Origin of the sequence: Corynebacterium sp. HMSC074H12 (genome assembly GCF_001813755.1) — a bacterium.
Classification (GTDB): Bacteria; Actinomycetota; Actinomycetes; order Mycobacteriales; family Mycobacteriaceae; genus Corynebacterium; species Corynebacterium hiratae.
Genome location: NZ_KV813882.1, coordinates 19,863 through 36,379, shown reverse-complemented (window position 1 = coordinate 36,379; position 16,517 = coordinate 19,863). Strand labels below are relative to the sequence as shown.

Here is a 16,517-nt window from a genome sequence, read left to right as displayed (position 1 = left end):
GGAGAAACAATGACCGTACACAACGACACCGTCGAGCAGGCGGCCGCGCAGCCCGAGCTGGAGCAGCCCTACCGCGAGTTGGGCCTGAAGGATGACGAGTACGCGCACATCCGCGAGATCCTGGGCCGCCGCCCCACCGACGCCGAGCTGACCATGTACTCGGTGATGTGGTCGGAGCACTGTTCTTATAAGTCCTCCAAGACGCACCTTCGCTACTTCGGCGAGACCATGACCGAGGAGATGGGCTCCAAGATCCTCGCCGGCATCGGTGAGAACGCCGGCGTGGTGGACATCGGAGACGGCAACGCGGTGACCTTCCGCGTGGAGTCCCACAACCACCCGTCCTACGTGGAGCCGCACCAGGGTGCGGCCACGGGTGTCGGCGGCATCGTCCGCGACATCATGGCGATGGGTGCGCGCCCGATTGCCGTGATGGACCAGCTGCGCTTCGGCCCGGCTGATGCCCCCGACACCAAGCGCGTTTTGCCCGGTGTTGTCGGCGGTATTTCGCACTACGGCAACTGCTTGGGCCTGCCCAACATTGGCGGCGAAACCGTTTTTGATGAGTCCTATGCGGGCAACCCGCTGGTCAACGCGCTGTGCGTGGGCACGCTGAAGGTGGAGGACCTAAAGCTCGCTTTTGCCTCCGGTACCGGCAACAAGGTCATGCTCTTCGGTTCGCGCACCGGCCTCGACGGCATCGGTGGCGTGTCCGTGCTGGCTTCTGACACCTTCGAGGACGGCGCCGAGCGCAAGCTGCCGGCCGTGCAGGTGGGTGACCCGTTCGCGGAGAAGGTTCTCATCGAGTGCTGCCTGGAGCTGTACAAGTCCGGCATCGTCGTGGGCATCCAGGACTTGGGCGGTGCGGGCCTGGCCTGCGCCACCTCCGAGCTGGCCGCCGCCGGCGATGGTGGCATGGAGATCAACCTGGACAACGTCCCGCTGCGCGCAATGGATATGACCGCTGCAGAGATCCTCGCCTCCGAGTCCCAGGAGCGCATGTGTGCCGTGGTGACCCCGGAGAACGTGGAGAAGTTCAAGGAGATCTGCGCGCATTGGGATGTCACCTGCGCTGAGATCGGTGAGGTTACCACCGGCAAGCACCTCATTATCCGCCACCAGGGCGAGGTCGTCGTGGACGCCCCGGCCGGCACCATCGCGGACGAGGCCCCGGTCTACGACCGCCCCTATGCCCGCCCGGAGTGGCAGGATGCGCTGCAGGAGTTCCAGGGCGTCGAGAAGCAGGACCTCACCGTGGCGCTGAAGAAGCTCGTGGCCTCCCCGGCGCTGTGCTCGCGTGATTTCATCACCAACCAGTACGACCGCTACGTGCGCGGCAACACCGTGCAGTCCCACCACGCGAACGCTGGTGTGCTGCGCATCGACGAGGAGACCGGCCGCGGTATCGCGGTATCGGCCGATGCCTCTGGTCGCTACACCAAGCTGGACCCGAACATGGGCACCCGCCTGGCGCTGGCGGAGGCCTACCGCAACGTCGCCGTCACCGGTGCCCGCCCGGTGGCCATTACCAACTGCCTCAACTACGGCTCCCCGGAAAACCCGGACGTGATGTGGCAGTTCCGCGAGTCCGTGCATGGGCTTGCCGACGGCGCCGTGGAACTCGGCATCCCCGTCTCCGGTGGCAACGTCTCCTTCTACAACCAGACCGGCGAGGAGCCGATCTTGCCGACGCCCGTCGTGGGTGTCCTCGGCGTTATCGATGACGTCCACAAGTCCATCGGCAACGAGCTCGGCCTCGTGGAGGAGCCGGAGGTACTCGTGCTGCTGGGTGAGACCAAGGATGAATTTGGCGGCTCCATCTGGCAGCAGGTCAGCGCTCGTGAGCAAGGAAATGAGTCGGAGAATGGTTTGAATGGTCTGCCGCCGCAGGTGGACCTGGCCAACGAGCAGCGCCTCGCGGACTTCTTCGTGGGCAACGAAGGCTTGACCGCTGCACACGACATCTCCGAGGGTGGCCTTGCCGTCACCGCATTCGAGATGGCCAAGCGCAGCGGCGTGGGCTTGAGTCTGGACCTGTCCAAGGTCCATGAGGATGCCTTCGTGGCTGCCTTCTCCGAGTCCGCCTCCCGCGTGCTCGTGGCGACGACCGCGGACCGCGTCGACATGCTGCTGCAGCGCGCTGAGGAGTGCGGTGTACCGGCCGTCGTCGTCGGCCAGACCACCGACAACGGTGAACTGGAACTCGGCGGCGAGTCCATCGCCGTTTCTGAGCTGCGTGAGGCCTGGGCTGCAACCCTGCCGGACCTCTTCGGCCACGCGGTCGGGGCAAACTCCGTGGTGGAGTAGGCCCCACTCACGCTGCTTGTCCCGCAGTTTCTAGAAGAAAAGCCCAGCTTCGGCTGGGCTTTTCTTTCCCCGAAGAGCCGCTTCGTAAGACCCACGAAATTCGCAACTGTTTGTTGCTTCAAAGGCATGAAAAGAACTTAAAGTGTCTTTTCATCCCAGTCGCTTTGAATTCCGATACTGGCTTTTTCAACAAGAGGATTCGTGAGGAAGTGCTGGTTTAATGATGCCACTACTTTGTCAGGCCAGGTAGTCCCAGGGGACACGGTTCGTAGCATATGCGCCATGACAATTAAAGCGCCGAATAGCTTTTCACTTTGAATCTCTGGCAGGAGGTAAAGGCTCCCATTGCTACGGATAACTTCAGTTGGAGCCGGAGCAAAAGAACGATTCCATAGCCTTCCATGGTGCGCACACGTATTCCGAATGATAGTTAGCTGCTCGAGCCAACTTGCCAGCGGATGTTTTTTCGTAAGTTTTTGCTTCTGATTCCTATTCAAACTAGCGAAGTCGATCTTTATATCCAGCGCTTCCGAAATCGATCGCTGATCGTTGGATCCTAAGCCTGCATAGAGCTTTGAAATATCCGAAAAATCGAGCACTTCAGCCACAACCCACATGGGATACTGTCCACCGTATTCATCAATGTAGTGCTTCACGGCGTCGTTCTTCTTTGCCCTCGCGAGTCGTCCATACGCTGTACTCAGCCACGACACGTGGTCGAAGTTTGGCCGAAAGTCGTCTGAGCGGAGGTAGAAAGTAGGATCATTGGGGTGTCGAGTACATAGCAGCTCGACGAGCTTGGTTCGCATCGCTACTTCGATTCGCTCCATTCCGTCATGGATCAGGGTGCGGAGTTTCCTAACGGCTTCATATAAGGAGATGACGTGCACAAAATCGGTACCATCGACGAAGTGACTTGAACGACTAGTTCCGTCTTCATTGAATTGTCTGGCTGGATACCAATAGGCAGAAAGTCGGTAGTAGCTAACGTGTGAAAACCATTGTTCAGCTAAAGCTTTGTCGATCTTCATGCCACGGCTTTGCAACCGAATAATATGCTCGTCAATGGTCGCTGCTGGCTTGAGCGATGAAGACATGGGAAGCCAATCTAGAGAGGGGACGAGTTGTTGTGGGGATCGGTTCGGCGGAACGGCGTAAATAGAGATCCAGCCCACTCCGAGTTTCCGAAGAGAAACCGGGCGGGCTGAACTATTAACCAGCATTTTACCGCAGGACCTTGAAATGCGTCAATCTCACTTTTCAGGTAGACGTGCACGTTGAAGGTCTAGTTGTTCATCCGAGGCTCTGTGAAATTAGGGTGCATCGGGGACATCGCCCGAAGTGAGGCGGCAACCTGTTATTACTTAAGCACCGATGGTGCGGGCGATGGTCTGGTCCCAGCTCAGCTTCATCTGGTGAGAGAAGAGGCCGAAGGTGTGCGAGCCTTGGGGGCTGAAGTAACGGTTCACGCGCACCCCGGCGTTGCGGGCGTTGCGGGTGAATTCCTCCGAGCAGTGGTTGGCCACCATCTCTATCGCGCGGGGCCCGAGCCACTGGCTGGGCTTGTTCGTGCCATCGATGGGGCCCGGGGTGCCGGAGGCCGAGCCCACGAAGACCTCGACGTCGCGAAGGCGGCCGGGATTAGCGTTGGGGTCGTGGTCGAACCACTGCGGGGAGCCCGGCAGGCCCCACGCGTTGAAGGAGGAGCCGCCGCCGTAGGCCATCATCGCGGTGGAAGTGGGGAAGCCAATCGCGCCGGAGCGCACCGGGCAGCCGGAGTAGGAGGCCGCGGCCTTGTAGCGCTGTGGGGCGTGGCCGGCGATGTCGAGTGCAGCACCGCCGGTGGAGGAAACACCACCAATGGCATCGCGGCCGGTGCCGTGGAATTCGGCGTCGATCAGCGGGGGCAACTCAGTGGTCATGTAGGTGTTCCACTTGTTGACGCCCAAGATGGGATCCTCGTTATCCCAATCGGTGTAGAGAGAATAGGCGCCGCCGAGTGGCATCACCACGTTGACGTTCTTGCCCACGGCCCATTGGCGAATATCGGTGTGCGTCATCCAGTTCATGCCCGCCTGGCCGCCCTCCACGCCGGGCAGCAGGTAGAAGGAGGGGCGCGGCTTATCGCCCTCGGGGAGCAGGACGTTATTGGAAATCACCGCACGGTTGGCCGGGGACCACACGTCCACCACCCAGTGGTTGCCGCCCATGTGGCGCTGTGAGGTGATGAAAGGCTCGTCGCCCAGCCAGGGCTGCGGGTTGGTCACGCGCGAGGAAACCTCGCCGATCGTGCTGGGCTGAGCGGAAGCGGAGCCGACGCCTGCCGACGCCGCCCCCAGCGCCACCATGACGGCCGCGAGCAACGTCGCGGTGCGGCGAGGAACTGAGACATAGGAAAACACAAATAGTGAAGTTTACTTTGTCGGCGCCTTCGAACTGCACATAGCGGCAGAAAACCTGGCGGTAACTTTCGCTTAGCCCTTGTCCGCTGCAGCGCCCCGCCGTATAGTTACGGGTACGTAAGTTTTGAGGGTGAATGCGTTATTCGCATGACCCTCATTTCAGACAAGGCAAGGGCCCTCACTATGAACGCACCCAGTGCTCACATATCCTCCCCGCAAGAGTTTCCAGTTGAAGACAGCTCTATGCGCGAACACAGCACGATGGAGCAGCTCATCCAGCGCACCTATTGGATGGCGGACCGTGGTCCGCGTCCGCTGACGCGCGGCTGGGGCCATTTCTTTGCTGCGATTGCTTCCCTCATCGCATCGACCGTCCTCATCACCTTTGGGTGGATGACGCTGCCGTGGTGGCAGGGGCTCGCGGTGACGGTCTACTGCGTGGGAGTGGTGGGGCTCTTTACGGTCTCGGCCCTGTACCACCGCTGGCCGTGGGTATCGATGCGCGCGGTGCAATGGTGGCGGCGTGCTGACCACGCGACGATTTCTGTGTTTATCGCGGCAACGTATACGCCGCTGTGCGCCATCGTGCTGGAGCCGACGCAGGCGCTATGGATGCTAACCGCGGCGTGGGTGGGCGCCATCATGGGCGTGGTCTTGAATTTGGTGTGGATCAATCATCCGCGGTGGTTGGATGTGGTGGTCTACCTCGTCCTAGGCTGGCTCATCCTGCCGCTACTGCCGAACCTGTGGCAGTCCGCGGGACCGGCTGTAGTGTGGCTGCTGTTCGCAGGTGGGGTGGTCTACTCGCTGGGTGCGTTGATGTACGGCTTCAAGTGGCCGGGGCGCAACGCGCGCTGGTATGGCTACCACGAACACTTCCACACCGCGACGATTGCCGCGGCGGTGGTGCACATGGTAGCCATCTGGATGGTTGTGGTGGGCTAGCCCTATACAGGGCTAGCGTTGCGGGGCCATTTACTCGGCATCGGTGAGATCTTCGGCGAGGGGGAATTCGAGAGCGACGTCCTGGCACAGAACGCGCGCTGTCGTCGAGCCATTCCACTCGGGATCGAAGCCCACGGCGCGTAGGGCCTCGACGAGTTGCTCGCCGACCTTGATGGTTGCTTCTTCGTTTTCCTCCATCGCGGAGAAACCGAAGTACAGCTCGCCGTCGTAAATAACTCGGCTGATGTCCTGTCGGTGGCAGTAGGCATAGCCGCTGCGGCCTTCCTTCTCAGCGAGCTTGGAGCCTACCCAGACGCCGTCTGAGAGATCCCAGGCCTCGTTGAACGTGAAGGAGATATCGCGCTGAGCAAGCTCCTCGCGCAGGGCTTCGAGGCGCTTAACATCCTCCGACTTTTCTGTGACCAACCGGCCGTATTCTGCGGCAACTTCGTCGATGATGGTGTCAAAATCCTCTGGATAAGGTTCCTCGTAGCTGGCCTCCCATTCGGAGGGGTCATCGAGGACTTCAATGTAGTCGTTGTGGATGTCCTGGCGAGATTCGCCGTGGCAGAGGCGCAATGCGATGTCATTGCGAAGCGGGCTTGGCTCAAGGAGATCATCGGAGGGTGGGAAGGAACTGGAGAACATCGGATGCTGTGTGGTCATAGCTCAGAGAGTAAACAGTCCCTATCGCTACTGGCAGAAAACTAGGGAGAGCACCCCGCCGGATGGCGGAAGTGCCCTCCCTATGCGTGGAGTGACTAGACGTGGAGCGGATCCACTCCAGCCTCGGTGAGCATCGGGATGTTGTGTACCTCAGGCGGAACGCCGAAGGCATCGACGAGCACGACGGACCACGGTGCCAGCGAATCCACGAGGTCGTTGATGGCGGCGCGGGCGGCCTTGATGCGGCCTGCCGGGATCAGGTTGTGTTCCTGGTACCAGCCCGCGTGCTGGACCAAGGTGTCGAAGACGAAGAGGTGGCGCAGCTGCTCAAAGACCTGGCGTGCCAGCGAACCTTCCTCAAGGCGCTCCTCGGCCTCAATCATGGCCTGGACCAACAAGGTATCCACGCGGGCCCAGCCGGCGGCGATGAGGTGATCCTGGCACTGGTCCATGATGGCGGCAGCCTGCACCTTATCAGCCTTGCGGGCCGGCTGGATGCGGCGCACGAGGGAGAAGAGGATGGACTGGGCGCGGTCGTCGATGAGCTTGGCCTGGTAGGTGGCGTCGAAAAGCGAAGCTTCTGAAGGATTCACGCGGTCCACGAGGCTTTGCAGGCGGGTGGTGAATCCATAGCGGCGACGAACCACATCGGTGGCGGTGGAGGCCGCGTATTTCACGGTGTCCCACGGGCTCATGTCATTCATCGCGCGGCCATAGGCGGTGAGCAGGTTCTTGCCCACCATCTGGATGAGCACGGTGTTATCGCCCTCGAAGGTGGCGAAGACATCGGAGTCGGCACGGTAGGTAGTCAGGCGGTTCTCCGACATGTAGCCAGCGCCGCCGCAAGCCTCGCGGCATTCCTGGATGGTGCGGGTGGCGTGCTGGGTCTGCGCAGTTTTGATGGCCGCGGCCAGGGATTCCATCTCGCGGGAGGCGAACTTCTGCTCCTCGGTCGGCTCCGTCACTGACCAGGTGCCAGCCTCGTGCTGATCGTTTTGCTCCTGGTAGCGCTCCAGAATCTGGTTGTAGAGCAGGTGCAGCGCATAAGTGCGGGCCAACGGAATGAGCAGACGGCGGCGGTGCTGGCGGTGCTCGATGAGGCGCTTCTCAGCGCCGGTCGCGCCCTCAAACTGGCGGCGGCGGTTGGCGTAGCGGATGGCGATGTCCAGGGATGCCTCGGTGGCCGCGCCCGCCGCACCGGAGACGCCGATGCGGCCGCGGATGAGAGTGCCCAGCATGGTGAAGAAGCGGGCATTCTTGGACTCGATGGGGGAGGTGTACTTACCCTTCTCATCGACATCGGCGAAGCGGTTGAGGAGGTTCTCGCGCGGCACGCGGACATTGTCGAAGCGCAGGGTGCCATTGTCGACGCCCACCAAACCACCCTTGTGGCCATGATCGCCCAAGGTCACGCCCGGCAGCTCGTTGCCTTCTTCATCGCGGATCGGGACGATGATGGCGTGCACGCCGTGGGAGCGGCCATCGCTGTCAGGGGTGATCAGCTGGGTGAAGACGACGGCCGCACGGCCGTCCTTGGCGGCGTTGCCGATGTAGTTCTTCACCGCGGAATCGGAGGGGGTGTTGATGACGAACTCGTTGGTCTCTGGGTCGAAGGTGGCGGTGGTTTCCAGGGACTGCACGTCAGAGCCGTGGCCGCGCTCGGTCATAGCGAAGCAGCCTGGCAGCTCCAGGCTGGCGGCTTTCTTGACCCACTCGAGGTGGCGTTCAGTGCCGAGCTGATCCAGGGCGCCGCCCCACAGGCCCCACTGCACGCCGGACTTAATAGCCAGTGAACCATCAACCCAGGCTAGGCCCTCCAGGGTGAAGGTGGACAGGTTCGGCTTACCGGAACCGCCGTTGGCGCGGCGCAGGCCGTGGTTGAAACCGCCGAAATCGCGGACCTTGGAGAGGTTGTCAAAGGTGTGCTGGCGCTGCTCTGCCATCGGCAGGTCCGGCTTCGGGAAGAGCGAAGGGTCGTTGAGGAAGGTGCGCAGCTCCTGGCGGAAGGCGGCGTGGGGGCCGTCGAGAAGCGCAGCCAGTTCTGTGGCCACTGAGGGCTTCGGGGTGGTGGGCAGGCGGTGCGGGCTGCGGGCCTCGGCCTTGGGGGCGTCGGTCGTGGCTTGATTGTTGAGTTCTGGTGAGACGGGTTTCGTGTCCGAGGAGGACTTGGTGAGTGCCATGGTGGGGTTCCTTTCTGGGGAGGGAAGTTTCTTAACGCTCGACGATGGCTGCAACACCCTGTCCACCGGCCGCACAGATGGAGACGAGGGCGCGCCCGCCACCGTTTTCTTCGAGAATCTTGGCGGTGGTGGCGAGGATGCGGGTGCCGGTGGCGGCGAAGGGGTGCCCAGCGGCAAGGGAGGAGCCCTTGACGTTGAGCTTGGCGCGGTCGATGGGGCCCAGCGCAGACTGCAGGCCGAGGCGCTCGCGGCAGTAGGTCTCGTCCTCCCATGCGGACAGGGTGGCGAGTACCTGGGAGGCGAAGGCCTCGTGGACTTCGTAAAAGTCGAAGTCCTGTAGCGACAGGTTGTTGCGCTCCAGCAGGCGCGGGACCGCGTATGTGGGGGCCATGAGAAGCCCGTCGGGGCCGTGGACAAAATCGACCGCCGCGGTCTCGGAATCGACGAGGAAGGCGCGGGGCTCGATATTGTGCTCGGCTGCCCACTCCTCGGAGCTCAGCAAGGCGACGGAGGCGCCGTCGGTCAGCGGTGTGGAATTGCCCGCGGTCATGGTGGCCTGCGTGCCGTGCTGTTCGGCATCGCGCTTGCCGAAGACCGGCTTGAGCTTGGCCAGGGCCTCCATGGAGGAATCCGGGCGCAGGTTGGTATCGCGGTTGACGCCGAGGAATCCGGTGGTGAGGTCATCGAAGAAGCCCTCTTCCCAGGCCTTATGGAGGTTCTGGTGGGAGGCGAGCGCCAGCGCGTCCTGGGCTTCGCGGCTCACGTTCATTTCGCGGGCGGTGATAGCGGCGTGATCCCCCATGGACAACCCAGTGCGCGGCTCGCCGTTCTGCGGCTGCTCCGGGGCTAACTGCGAGGGGCGGATGGAGCCGATGAGCTGGGCGCGCTGAGCGGCGGTCTTGGCGCGGGTGAGGTTGAGCAGTGTGCGGCGCAGCGTGTCATTGACGGCCAGCGGGGCATCCGAGGTGGTGTCCGTGCCTCCTGCGATGCCGGCGGAGATTCGGCCCTGGGCAATGGCATCACCGACGTGGATAGCTGCCGCCAGGGAGGTGCAGCAAGCCTGCTGCATGTCGAGTGCTGGAGTGGTCGAGTCGAGCGCGGAACCGAGGACCGACTCGCGGGTGAGGTTGAAATCGCGGGAGTGCTTGAGCACGGCACCGGCGGCGACGAGTCCGAGGCGTTCGTCGTGCAGCCCGTAGCGCGCCACGAGGCCGTCGAGCGCACTGGTGAGCATATCTTGGTTGGACGCGTGAGCGTACTGCTTATTGGAGCGAGCAAAGGGAATGCGGTTGCCTCCGAGGATGGCTACGCGGTGCGGGGGGTTGGTCATCAAAAACTCCTTCGCGAGTGGTCTGGTGCGAATCGCCCCAGTGGGAGGGGGAGAAATCCCACCGCGCGTTTCGCATCACAACTAAGGTGATATTGTTAGTTCTATCACTCAATTAACGGGCCTTGCAACTAGCAAAATAATGCTCGCAAGGTTGCGAAGATCCCAGAAAGGAATGCGTCACCTTATGCCGCACGTCACCATTGCCGAGAAGCTCATCAACTCTCCGCTTGCTGCCAAAGCGGGTGTGCCCCAGGGCCACCCCCTGCGCCGTCATAAAGTAGGCGAACCGGCGCTCGATGGTCCTATCGTCATTGGCGGCCAGGGACGCATCGCCGACTTTCTTCGCTCCCAGCTAGCCGTGGATTACCAGATCATCAACGCCTCTGCGGAGGCGACGCGCGCCGCCCTCGTCTTTGATGCCACCGGCCTAGAGACTCCGGAGCAGTTGCGCGAGCTGTATGACTTCTTCAACCCACAGATGCGCAACCTCCTGCCGTGCGCGCGCCTCGTGGTTGTCGGCACCACCCCGGAGGCAGCAGATACCATTGACGCCCGCATTACCGCGCGCGCACTCGAAGGCTTTACGCGCTCCTTGGCCAAGGAGATGCGCAAGGGCGGTACCGTGAACCTGGTGTGGGTAGATCCTGCGGCCACCGCGGAGGTGGAGTCCACCCTCCGCTTCTTCCTCTCCGGGAAGTCGGCCTTCGTGGATGGCCAGGTGGTCCGCGTGGGCGCGCAGAGTGAGGGCTCCCCTGTACGCGGCGGTGAGTCAGCGAAGTGGGAGAAGCCGCTCGACGGGCGCCTCGCGGTGGTCACCGGTGCTGCTCGCGGCATTGGCGCTACCATCGCCGAGGTGCTGGCGCGCGACGGTGCCAGCGTTATTTGTATCGACGTCCCGCAAGCTAGCGAGCATCTGGCAAAGACCGCGAACAAGGTCAAAGGCACCGCGCTGCCTCTCGATGTCACTGACCCTCACGCCGCGGACAAGATTGCCCAGCACGCCCAGGAGCGCCATGGTCGAGCTATTGACGTCATCGTCCACAACGCTGGAATCACCCGCGACAAGCTGCTGGCCAATATGAACGAGGGGCAGTGGGACGCTGTCCTTGCTGTTAACCTGCTGGCACCGGTACGCATTACCGAAAACCTCCTCGAATCCGGAGCCCTCGCGCCGGGGGCGGCCGTGGTTGGTGTGTCCTCCATGGCCGGCATTTCCGGCAACCGCGGCCAGACCAACTACGCCACGACGAAGGCAGGAATCATCGGGCTCGTTGATTCCTTGCGCTCCGTCTTGGCGGAGAATGGCTCCACCATCAACGCTGTTGCCCCCGGATTCATCGAAACCGCCATGACTGCGGCGATGCCCACTGGGCCGCGGGAAATCGGCCGGCGCTTGAACTCATTGCAGCAAGGTGGTTTGCCTGTCGACGTCGCAGAGACCGTCGCCTTCTTCGCTGCCTCGGCCTCCGCCGCGGTGAGCGGCAACACGGTCCGCGTGTGCGGCCAGAACCTCATGGGAGCATAAATGAACGTCACCACACTCAACGAGATTCCTGACCTTCCCGCCCTTTACCGCTCACTCATGGTGGGCGCGGTGCCCATCCCCGGGCTGGGGGCCGGCAAGCGCAAGGTCGACGACCCGCAGACCGCCTACCGCGTCGAGGGAGTGCGCGTCGATACCGCGCACCTGGCCCGCTACTGCCAAGCCACGGGCCTGCGTCTGGGCAATGAGCTGCCCGCCACCTACCTGTATGCGCTGGCCTTCCCACTCGCAATCAAGGTGATGGCGGCACAGGACTTTCCTTTTCCCGCAGTCGGCGTGGTGCACTTGTCGAACCGCATCGAGCAGACCCGCCCGCTACGCGTCGACGAAAGCTGCGACATCTCCGTGCACGCGGAAAACCTCCACCCGCACCGCAAGGGGCTGGTTATCGATATGGTGACCACGTACAGCGTGGGTGGTGAGGAGATCTGGCGCCAGACTTCGGTTTTCCTAGGCCAGGGCGCGAAATTCACCAAGGACACCCCGCGGCAGGTGCGAACGCGCCCTGAAGCCGAGCGCTTCCTCGATTTTCCGGGCGATGAGGTAGGAACCCCCACGGCGACGCTGCGCTTTAGCCCCGAGAGCACCCGCGTCTATGCCGCGGCATCCGGCGATAAGAACCCCATCCACGTCTCCACCGTGGGCGCCAAGCTCTTCGGTTTCCCCGCACCCATCGCGCACGGCATGTATACACACGCCCGGATGTTGTCGGTGCTCGACGGCACCCTCCCCGGTGCTGTACGCATCAGCGCGGACTTCTACAAGCCGGTTATTCTTCCGGCGACGACGGGCGTGTTTGTGGCTCCGAGTGTCGCCACAAACACTGAGGCCGGAGCGCGCGTCGCCACAAACACTGAGGTCGGAGCGCGCGACGTCACGTTGCGCAAAGCCAAGGATCCGAGCACCCTCCACGTGGCGTGTCGAGTTGAGCCGCTGAACTAGCTGCGTGGTGCTGGATTAGCCATAGGCTAATCCACGTGCTGATGCTGTGGCGCCACCACCAGCGGCTTCGGGGAGTACTTGCCGCGCAAGCCACGAAGGATGCCGGCGTGCTCCCACAGGCGCTTGTCTTCTTCGGTGCGGGGGACAAACTGGCGGGCGGCGAGCGGCTGCCAGTCAGCGTCCATGCCCATGTAGGCCACAGTGGCGTGGATGGCGGTTTCTAGTTTCTCGCGGCCACCGCGCGGGTTACCCGCGCGGACGTGGATCGACATCTGCATCGAGCGGGTATCCGTGCGCATCATACGGGCATCTACCTCGATGAGGTCTCCAATATGGATAGGCCGGTAGAAGCGAATGCCGCCGGCATAGACCGCCACTGTGTGCTCTCCTGACCACTCCATGGTGCAGGCAGCGCCGGCCTCATCAATCCATTCCATGGCCGTACCACCGTGGACATTGCCGCCCCAGTTGACGTCAGTGGGCTTAGCCAAGAAGCGGGTGACCATTCGAGGGGCATCGGAAGGGCCATCATAAGTCTGCTTTTCCATCTCCGCTTCGATGGCTTGGCGCAGCTCGATGCGGGATTCCGCGGCTTCCCACACGCGTTGGTGCTCCACGGTGTCCGGAACCAGCGGCGGCACGGCGACCGACTTACCGGTTTCCGTGTCTTTGGCCACGAAGATGACGAGGCAGTCGCACGCGCGAGTAAAAATGCCATCGCGCGGGTCGGCGGAAAGCACCTCGTTGACGATGTGCATGGAGGAGCGCCCCGTCATCGCGATGCGCGAGCGCACCTCCACGAGGTGGCCTGAGGGGATGGGGCGCGTGAAGTGAATATGGCCCACGTAGGCAGTCACGCAGTAGGTACCGGACCATTGAACCGCGCACGCATAGGCGGCCTTATCGATCCATTCCAGGACGCGGCCGCCGCCGATGCCCTGGGCGCCGGCGATGGTGAGATCGGTGGGGGCGGCCATAAACCGCAGGGTGAGGGAAGGGGACTTCTCGTGGGGAACGGACTTCTTTTCTTCCGACGAGCTTGATGGCATGGTTGGTGACATGGATAACAAAGTATCAGGGAGCGTGGTGACCAGATGAAGAAGGCCGTTGATGCCGCCACGGCCCGCGCCGCCGTCGAAGCAGTGGCGGAGTGGATCCACGATCCTCAAGGGGCGGAAAAACCAGGTCGCGCTGCGCTTGCGGCCGCTACACGCACCACGGCCCGCCTGGTGGAGGCAGACGCGCCGGGCCACTCCGTGGAGCTGCGGGTCCCCCCATTCGTGGCAGTGCAGTGTATCGCCGGGCCTCGCCATACCCGGGGCACCCCTCCGAACGTGGTGGAGATGGATCCCCTGACGTGGCTGCAGCTGGCTACGGGTGCCATGGGGTGGGAGCAGGCGCTTGGCGACGGCCGTGTGGACGCCTCCGGCTCCCGTGCCCACGAGATTGCTGCCTACTTGCCCGTGATTCCGTTAGTTTTCACTGGCCGGAACGGCTAGGATTAGCGCCGTGGTAGCTGAACACGTCCAGAGCATAACTAAGCCCCTGTCGACGGATCCCAGCCTGGATCCCGAGCCCCGCGAAGAATGCGGAGTTTTCGGTGTCTGGGCACCAGGCGAAGAGGTTTCCAAGCTAACCTACTTCGGCCTCTTTGCCCTCCAACACCGCGGCCAGGAGGCCGCGGGCATCGCGGTGGGGGATGATGACCGCATCGTGGTCTTCAAAGACATGGGCCTAGTGTCCAATGTCTTCGATGAATCCATCCTGACCTCTCTGCACGGAAACGTGGCTGTTGGCCACACGCGGTACTCCACTGCGGGCGGCAAGGAATGGTCGAATGTGCAGCCGATGTTTGGGACGTCGCCCAGCGGCGTCGACATTGCACTCGGCCACAATGGAAACTTGGTGAATTACGTGGAGCTGCGCGCCGAGGCCGTGGAACGCGGGCTCATCAAGCCGCACGAAGAATCCGTCTCGGACTCCATGTGCCTGTCCATCTTGTTGGCGGATGGCGTCAGCGAAAATAATTCAGTCTTCGACTCGGCACTTCAGCTGTTGCCCAGGGTCAAGGGGGCATACTGCCTGACCTTTACCGACGGTCACACGCTGTATGCCGCCCGCGATCCGCACGGCGTGCGTCCGCTCGCCCTCGGCCGCCTTAGCACCGGCTGGGTGGTGGCGAGCGAGACCTGCGCCCTCGATATCGTGGGTGCGCAGTTCATCCGGGAGATCGAACCCGGCGAGCTCGTCGCTATTGATGAGACCGGTATTCGCTCCGAGCGCTTCGCGGAGACCAAGCGCCACGGCTGCGTCTTCGAATACGTCTACCTGGCGCGGCCGGATACAAACATCAAAGGCCGCTCCGTCAATGCCACGCGTGTGGAAATTGGGCGTCGCCTAGCGCGCCAGTACCCAGCGCCCGACGCGGACATGGTGATCCCCGTTCCCGAGTCCGGCAACCCGGCCGCCGTGGGCTATGCCCGCGAATCTGGGCTGACCTTTGCACATGGCTTGGTCAAGAATTCCTACGTGGGCCGCACCTTTATCCAGCCCACGCAGTCTCAACGCCAGATGGGCATCCGCCTCAAGCTCAACCCGTTGCGGGAGGTCATTGACGGCAAGTCCATCGTGGTGGTGGATGATTCGATCGTCCGCGGCAACACGCAGCGCGCCCTGATCCGGATGTTGCGGGAAGCCGGCGCTGCCGAGGTCCACGTGCGCATCGCCTCCCCGCCGGTAAAGTGGCCGTGCTTCTACGGCATCGACTTCGCCTCCCCGGGTGAACTGATTGCTAATGCCAACCCCTCCGATGACCCGGAGGAAGTGGCGCAGACCATCTGCACGGCAATCGGTGCAGATTCGCTGGGCTTCGTCTCCACCGATGAGATGGTGGCGGCCACCGAGCAGCCCCGCAGCGAATTGTGCTGTGCCTGCTTCGATGGCGAGTACCCGCTTGGACTGCCCGCCGGAAACCCCAATGCTGAGGCCGTGCGTACCCTGCAGGGCTCGACGACAACTAACGATTAAGGACTAAGTCACTCATGAGCGAGAACACGTATGCTGCCGCCGGCGTCAACATTGAGGAAGGCGACCGCGCAGTTGAGCTAATCACCCCGCACGCCAAGCGTGCCTCCCGCCCGGAGGTCATGGGCGGGCTGGGCGGTTTCGCCGGCCTGTTTAAGCTGGGCGAGTACAAGGAGCCGGTCCTCGCGGCCGGGTCAGACGGCGTGGGCACCAAGCTGGCCGTGGCTCAAGCCATGGATAAGCACGACACCATCGGCATTGACCTGGTTGCCATGTGTGTTGATGACCTCGTCGTGTGCGGCGCCGAGCCGCTCTTCCTCCAGGACTACATCGCCGTGGGCGAGGTTGTTCCGGAAAAGGTCGCGGACATTGTCAAGGGCATTGCTGAGGGCTGCGTGCAGGCAGGTGCAGCGCTGCTGGGCGGCGAGACCGCTGAGCACCCAGGCGTCATGGGCAAGGATGAGTACGATGTTTCCGCCACCGCCGTCGGTGTGGTGGAGGCCGATGAGCTCCTCGGCCCCGACAAGGTACGTGACGGCGACGTCCTTATCGCTATGAAGTCCTCTGGCCTGCACTCCAACGGCTACTCCTTGGCGCGCTACGTGCTGCTGGAGCAGGCCGGTCTGCCGCTCGATGGCTACATGGAAGACTTGGGCCGCACCCTCGGTGAGGAGCTTTTGGAGCCTACCCGCATCTACGCCAAGGACTGCCTGGCGCTGGTATCTGAGTGCGCGGTGTCGACCTTCTGCCACGTCACCGGCGGTGGCCTCGCGGGCAACCTCGAGCGCGTGATCCCAGAGGGCCTGACCGCTGAGGTTAATCGCTCGACGTGGACTCCGGGCCAGATCTTCAAGACCATCTCCTCCGTGGGCAAGGTTGCCCTCGAGGAAATGGAGAAGACGTTCAACATGGGCGTTGGCATGATCGCCGTCGTTGCGCCGGAGGATCGCGAGCGCGCGTTGGCCATGATGACCGCCCGCCACGTTGAGGCATGGGAGCTGGGCACCGTCCGTGTCGCCGAAGAAGGCGAGCCGCGCGTCCTCATGACCGGCGAGCACCCAGGGTTCTAGGTTCTGAAGAAAAGGAACAGGGCCGGAGGCGCCCCTCACTAAGAGGGGAGGCATCTCCGGCCCTTCGCTTACGTGCTGTGCATGTACAGAATGGGGAAGTGATTCGCG

13 protein-coding genes are annotated in these 16,517 nt (G+C 62.8%); 7 read left to right on the top strand and 6 right to left on the bottom strand.

The genetic code is table 11. From position 1 onward, the window contains the following. Nucleotides 1-9: 9 nt before the first annotated feature. Nucleotides 10-2,307, top strand: coding sequence for a phosphoribosylformylglycinamidine synthase subunit PurL (gene purL, locus HMPREF2932_RS01910; protein ID WP_070700878.1), 2,298 nt, complete (start codon nt 10-12; stop codon nt 2,305-2,307). Between the two features lie 137 nt (nt 2,308-2,444). On the opposite strand, the gene HMPREF2932_RS01905 is transcribed toward purL, so the two are convergent. Together HMPREF2932_RS01905 and HMPREF2932_RS01900 are read right to left on the bottom strand one after the other, a co-directional pair. Beyond that, complete coding sequence (locus HMPREF2932_RS01905) at nt 2,445-3,404, bottom strand: Abi family protein (RefSeq protein WP_071409474.1); 960 nt, start codon at nt 3,402-3,404, stop codon at nt 2,445-2,447. A 267-nt stretch (nt 3,405-3,671) separates the two neighbouring features. Then, a complete protein-coding gene (locus HMPREF2932_RS01900; protein WP_049157186.1) occupies nt 3,672-4,709 on the bottom strand; it encodes an alpha/beta hydrolase in 1,038 nt (345 codons plus the stop codon). A gap of 243 nt (nt 4,710-4,952) precedes the next feature. Here HMPREF2932_RS01900 and HMPREF2932_RS01895 point away from each other — a divergent pair, with 243 nt between their 5' ends. Further along, complete coding sequence (locus HMPREF2932_RS01895; protein ID WP_070821322.1) at nt 4,953-5,654, top strand: PAQR family membrane homeostasis protein TrhA; 702 nt, start codon at nt 4,953-4,955, stop codon at nt 5,652-5,654. A 30-nt stretch (nt 5,655-5,684) separates the two neighbouring features. On the opposite strand, the gene HMPREF2932_RS01890 is transcribed toward HMPREF2932_RS01895, so the two are convergent. The 3 genes from HMPREF2932_RS01890 to HMPREF2932_RS01880 form a co-directional block, all read right to left on the bottom strand. Continuing rightward, complete coding sequence (locus tag HMPREF2932_RS01890; protein WP_046649316.1) at nt 5,685-6,320, bottom strand: DUF6891 domain-containing protein; 636 nt, start codon at nt 6,318-6,320, stop codon at nt 5,685-5,687. 95 nt (nt 6,321-6,415) lie between these two features. Next, nucleotides 6,416-8,500 carry an acyl-CoA dehydrogenase family protein gene (locus HMPREF2932_RS01885; RefSeq protein ID WP_070821321.1) on the bottom strand — a complete coding sequence of 695 codons (2,085 nt, stop codon included), beginning with the start codon at nt 8,498-8,500 and terminating at the stop codon, nt 6,416-6,418. Nucleotides 8,501-8,531: 31 nt separating this feature from the next. Further along, nucleotides 8,532-9,830 carry an acetyl-CoA C-acetyltransferase gene (locus HMPREF2932_RS01880; protein WP_071409473.1) on the bottom strand — a complete coding sequence of 433 codons (1,299 nt, stop codon included), beginning with the start codon at nt 9,828-9,830 and terminating at the stop codon, nt 8,532-8,534. 184 nt (nt 9,831-10,014) lie between these two features. Here HMPREF2932_RS01880 and HMPREF2932_RS01875 point away from each other — a divergent pair, with 184 nt between their 5' ends. Both HMPREF2932_RS01875 and HMPREF2932_RS01870 read left to right on the top strand, forming a co-directional pair. Continuing rightward, a complete protein-coding gene (locus tag HMPREF2932_RS01875) occupies nt 10,015-11,355 on the top strand; it encodes a 3-oxoacyl-ACP reductase (protein ID WP_071409472.1) in 1,341 nt (446 codons plus the stop codon). After that, a complete protein-coding gene (locus HMPREF2932_RS01870; protein WP_071409471.1) occupies nt 11,356-12,315 on the top strand; it encodes a MaoC/PaaZ C-terminal domain-containing protein in 960 nt (319 codons plus the stop codon). 26 nt (nt 12,316-12,341) lie between these two features. Here HMPREF2932_RS01870 and HMPREF2932_RS01865 read toward each other — a convergent pair whose 3' ends face one another. Next, nucleotides 12,342-13,376 (bottom strand): acyl-CoA thioesterase, encoded by a 1,035-nt coding sequence (locus HMPREF2932_RS01865; RefSeq protein WP_049157174.1) that lies wholly within the window; start codon nt 13,374-13,376, stop codon nt 12,342-12,344. 33 nt (nt 13,377-13,409) lie between these two features. On the opposite strand from HMPREF2932_RS01865, the gene HMPREF2932_RS01860 reads away from it, so the two are divergent. The 3 genes from HMPREF2932_RS01860 to purM are packed head-to-tail and all read left to right on the top strand — an operon-like array spanning nt 13,410 to nt 16,409. Beyond that, the gene (locus HMPREF2932_RS01860; protein WP_070511032.1) at nt 13,410-13,814 is read left to right on the top strand and encodes a sterol carrier family protein; all 405 of its coding nucleotides are present in this window, start codon (nt 13,410-13,412) and stop codon (nt 13,812-13,814) included. A gap of 10 nt (nt 13,815-13,824) precedes the next feature. Continuing rightward, complete coding sequence (gene purF / locus HMPREF2932_RS01855; RefSeq protein WP_070511030.1) at nt 13,825-15,342, top strand: amidophosphoribosyltransferase; 1,518 nt, start codon at nt 13,825-13,827, stop codon at nt 15,340-15,342. Nucleotides 15,343-15,356: 14 nt separating this feature from the next. Next, nucleotides 15,357-16,409, top strand: coding sequence for a phosphoribosylformylglycinamidine cyclo-ligase (gene purM / locus HMPREF2932_RS01850; RefSeq protein ID WP_046649308.1), 1,053 nt, complete (start codon nt 15,357-15,359; stop codon nt 16,407-16,409). Nucleotides 16,410-16,517: the final 108 nt, after the last annotated feature.

What these genes read in the sequence shown, in the direction of transcription:
- HMPREF2932_RS01885 (WP_070821321.1), bottom strand. Translation starts at nt 8,500, where the DNA reads ATGGCACTCACCAAGTCCTCCTCGGACACGAAACCCGTCTCACCAGAA.
- HMPREF2932_RS01890 (WP_046649316.1), bottom strand. Translation starts at nt 6,320, where the DNA reads ATGACCACACAGCATCCGATGTTCTCCAGTTCCTTCCCACCCTCCGAT.
- HMPREF2932_RS01870 (WP_071409471.1), top strand. Translation starts at nt 11,356, where the DNA reads ATGAACGTCACCACACTCAACGAGATTCCTGACCTTCCCGCCCTTTAC.
- HMPREF2932_RS01880 (WP_071409473.1), bottom strand. Translation starts at nt 9,830, where the DNA reads ATGACCAACCCCCCGCACCGCGTAGCCATCCTCGGAGGCAACCGCATT.
- HMPREF2932_RS01865 (WP_049157174.1), bottom strand. Translation starts at nt 13,376, where the DNA reads ATGTCACCAACCATGCCATCAAGCTCGTCGGAAGAAAAGAAGTCCGTT.
- purL (WP_070700878.1), top strand. Translation starts at nt 10, where the DNA reads ATGACCGTACACAACGACACCGTCGAGCAGGCGGCCGCGCAGCCCGAG.
- HMPREF2932_RS01875 (WP_071409472.1), top strand. Translation starts at nt 10,015, where the DNA reads ATGCCGCACGTCACCATTGCCGAGAAGCTCATCAACTCTCCGCTTGCT.
- HMPREF2932_RS01860 (WP_070511032.1), top strand. Translation starts at nt 13,410, where the DNA reads ATGAAGAAGGCCGTTGATGCCGCCACGGCCCGCGCCGCCGTCGAAGCA.
- HMPREF2932_RS01905 (WP_071409474.1), bottom strand. Translation starts at nt 3,404, where the DNA reads ATGTCTTCATCGCTCAAGCCAGCAGCGACCATTGACGAGCATATTATT.
- purM (WP_046649308.1), top strand. Translation starts at nt 15,357, where the DNA reads ATGAGCGAGAACACGTATGCTGCCGCCGGCGTCAACATTGAGGAAGGC.
- HMPREF2932_RS01895 (WP_070821322.1), top strand. Translation starts at nt 4,953, where the DNA reads ATGCGCGAACACAGCACGATGGAGCAGCTCATCCAGCGCACCTATTGG.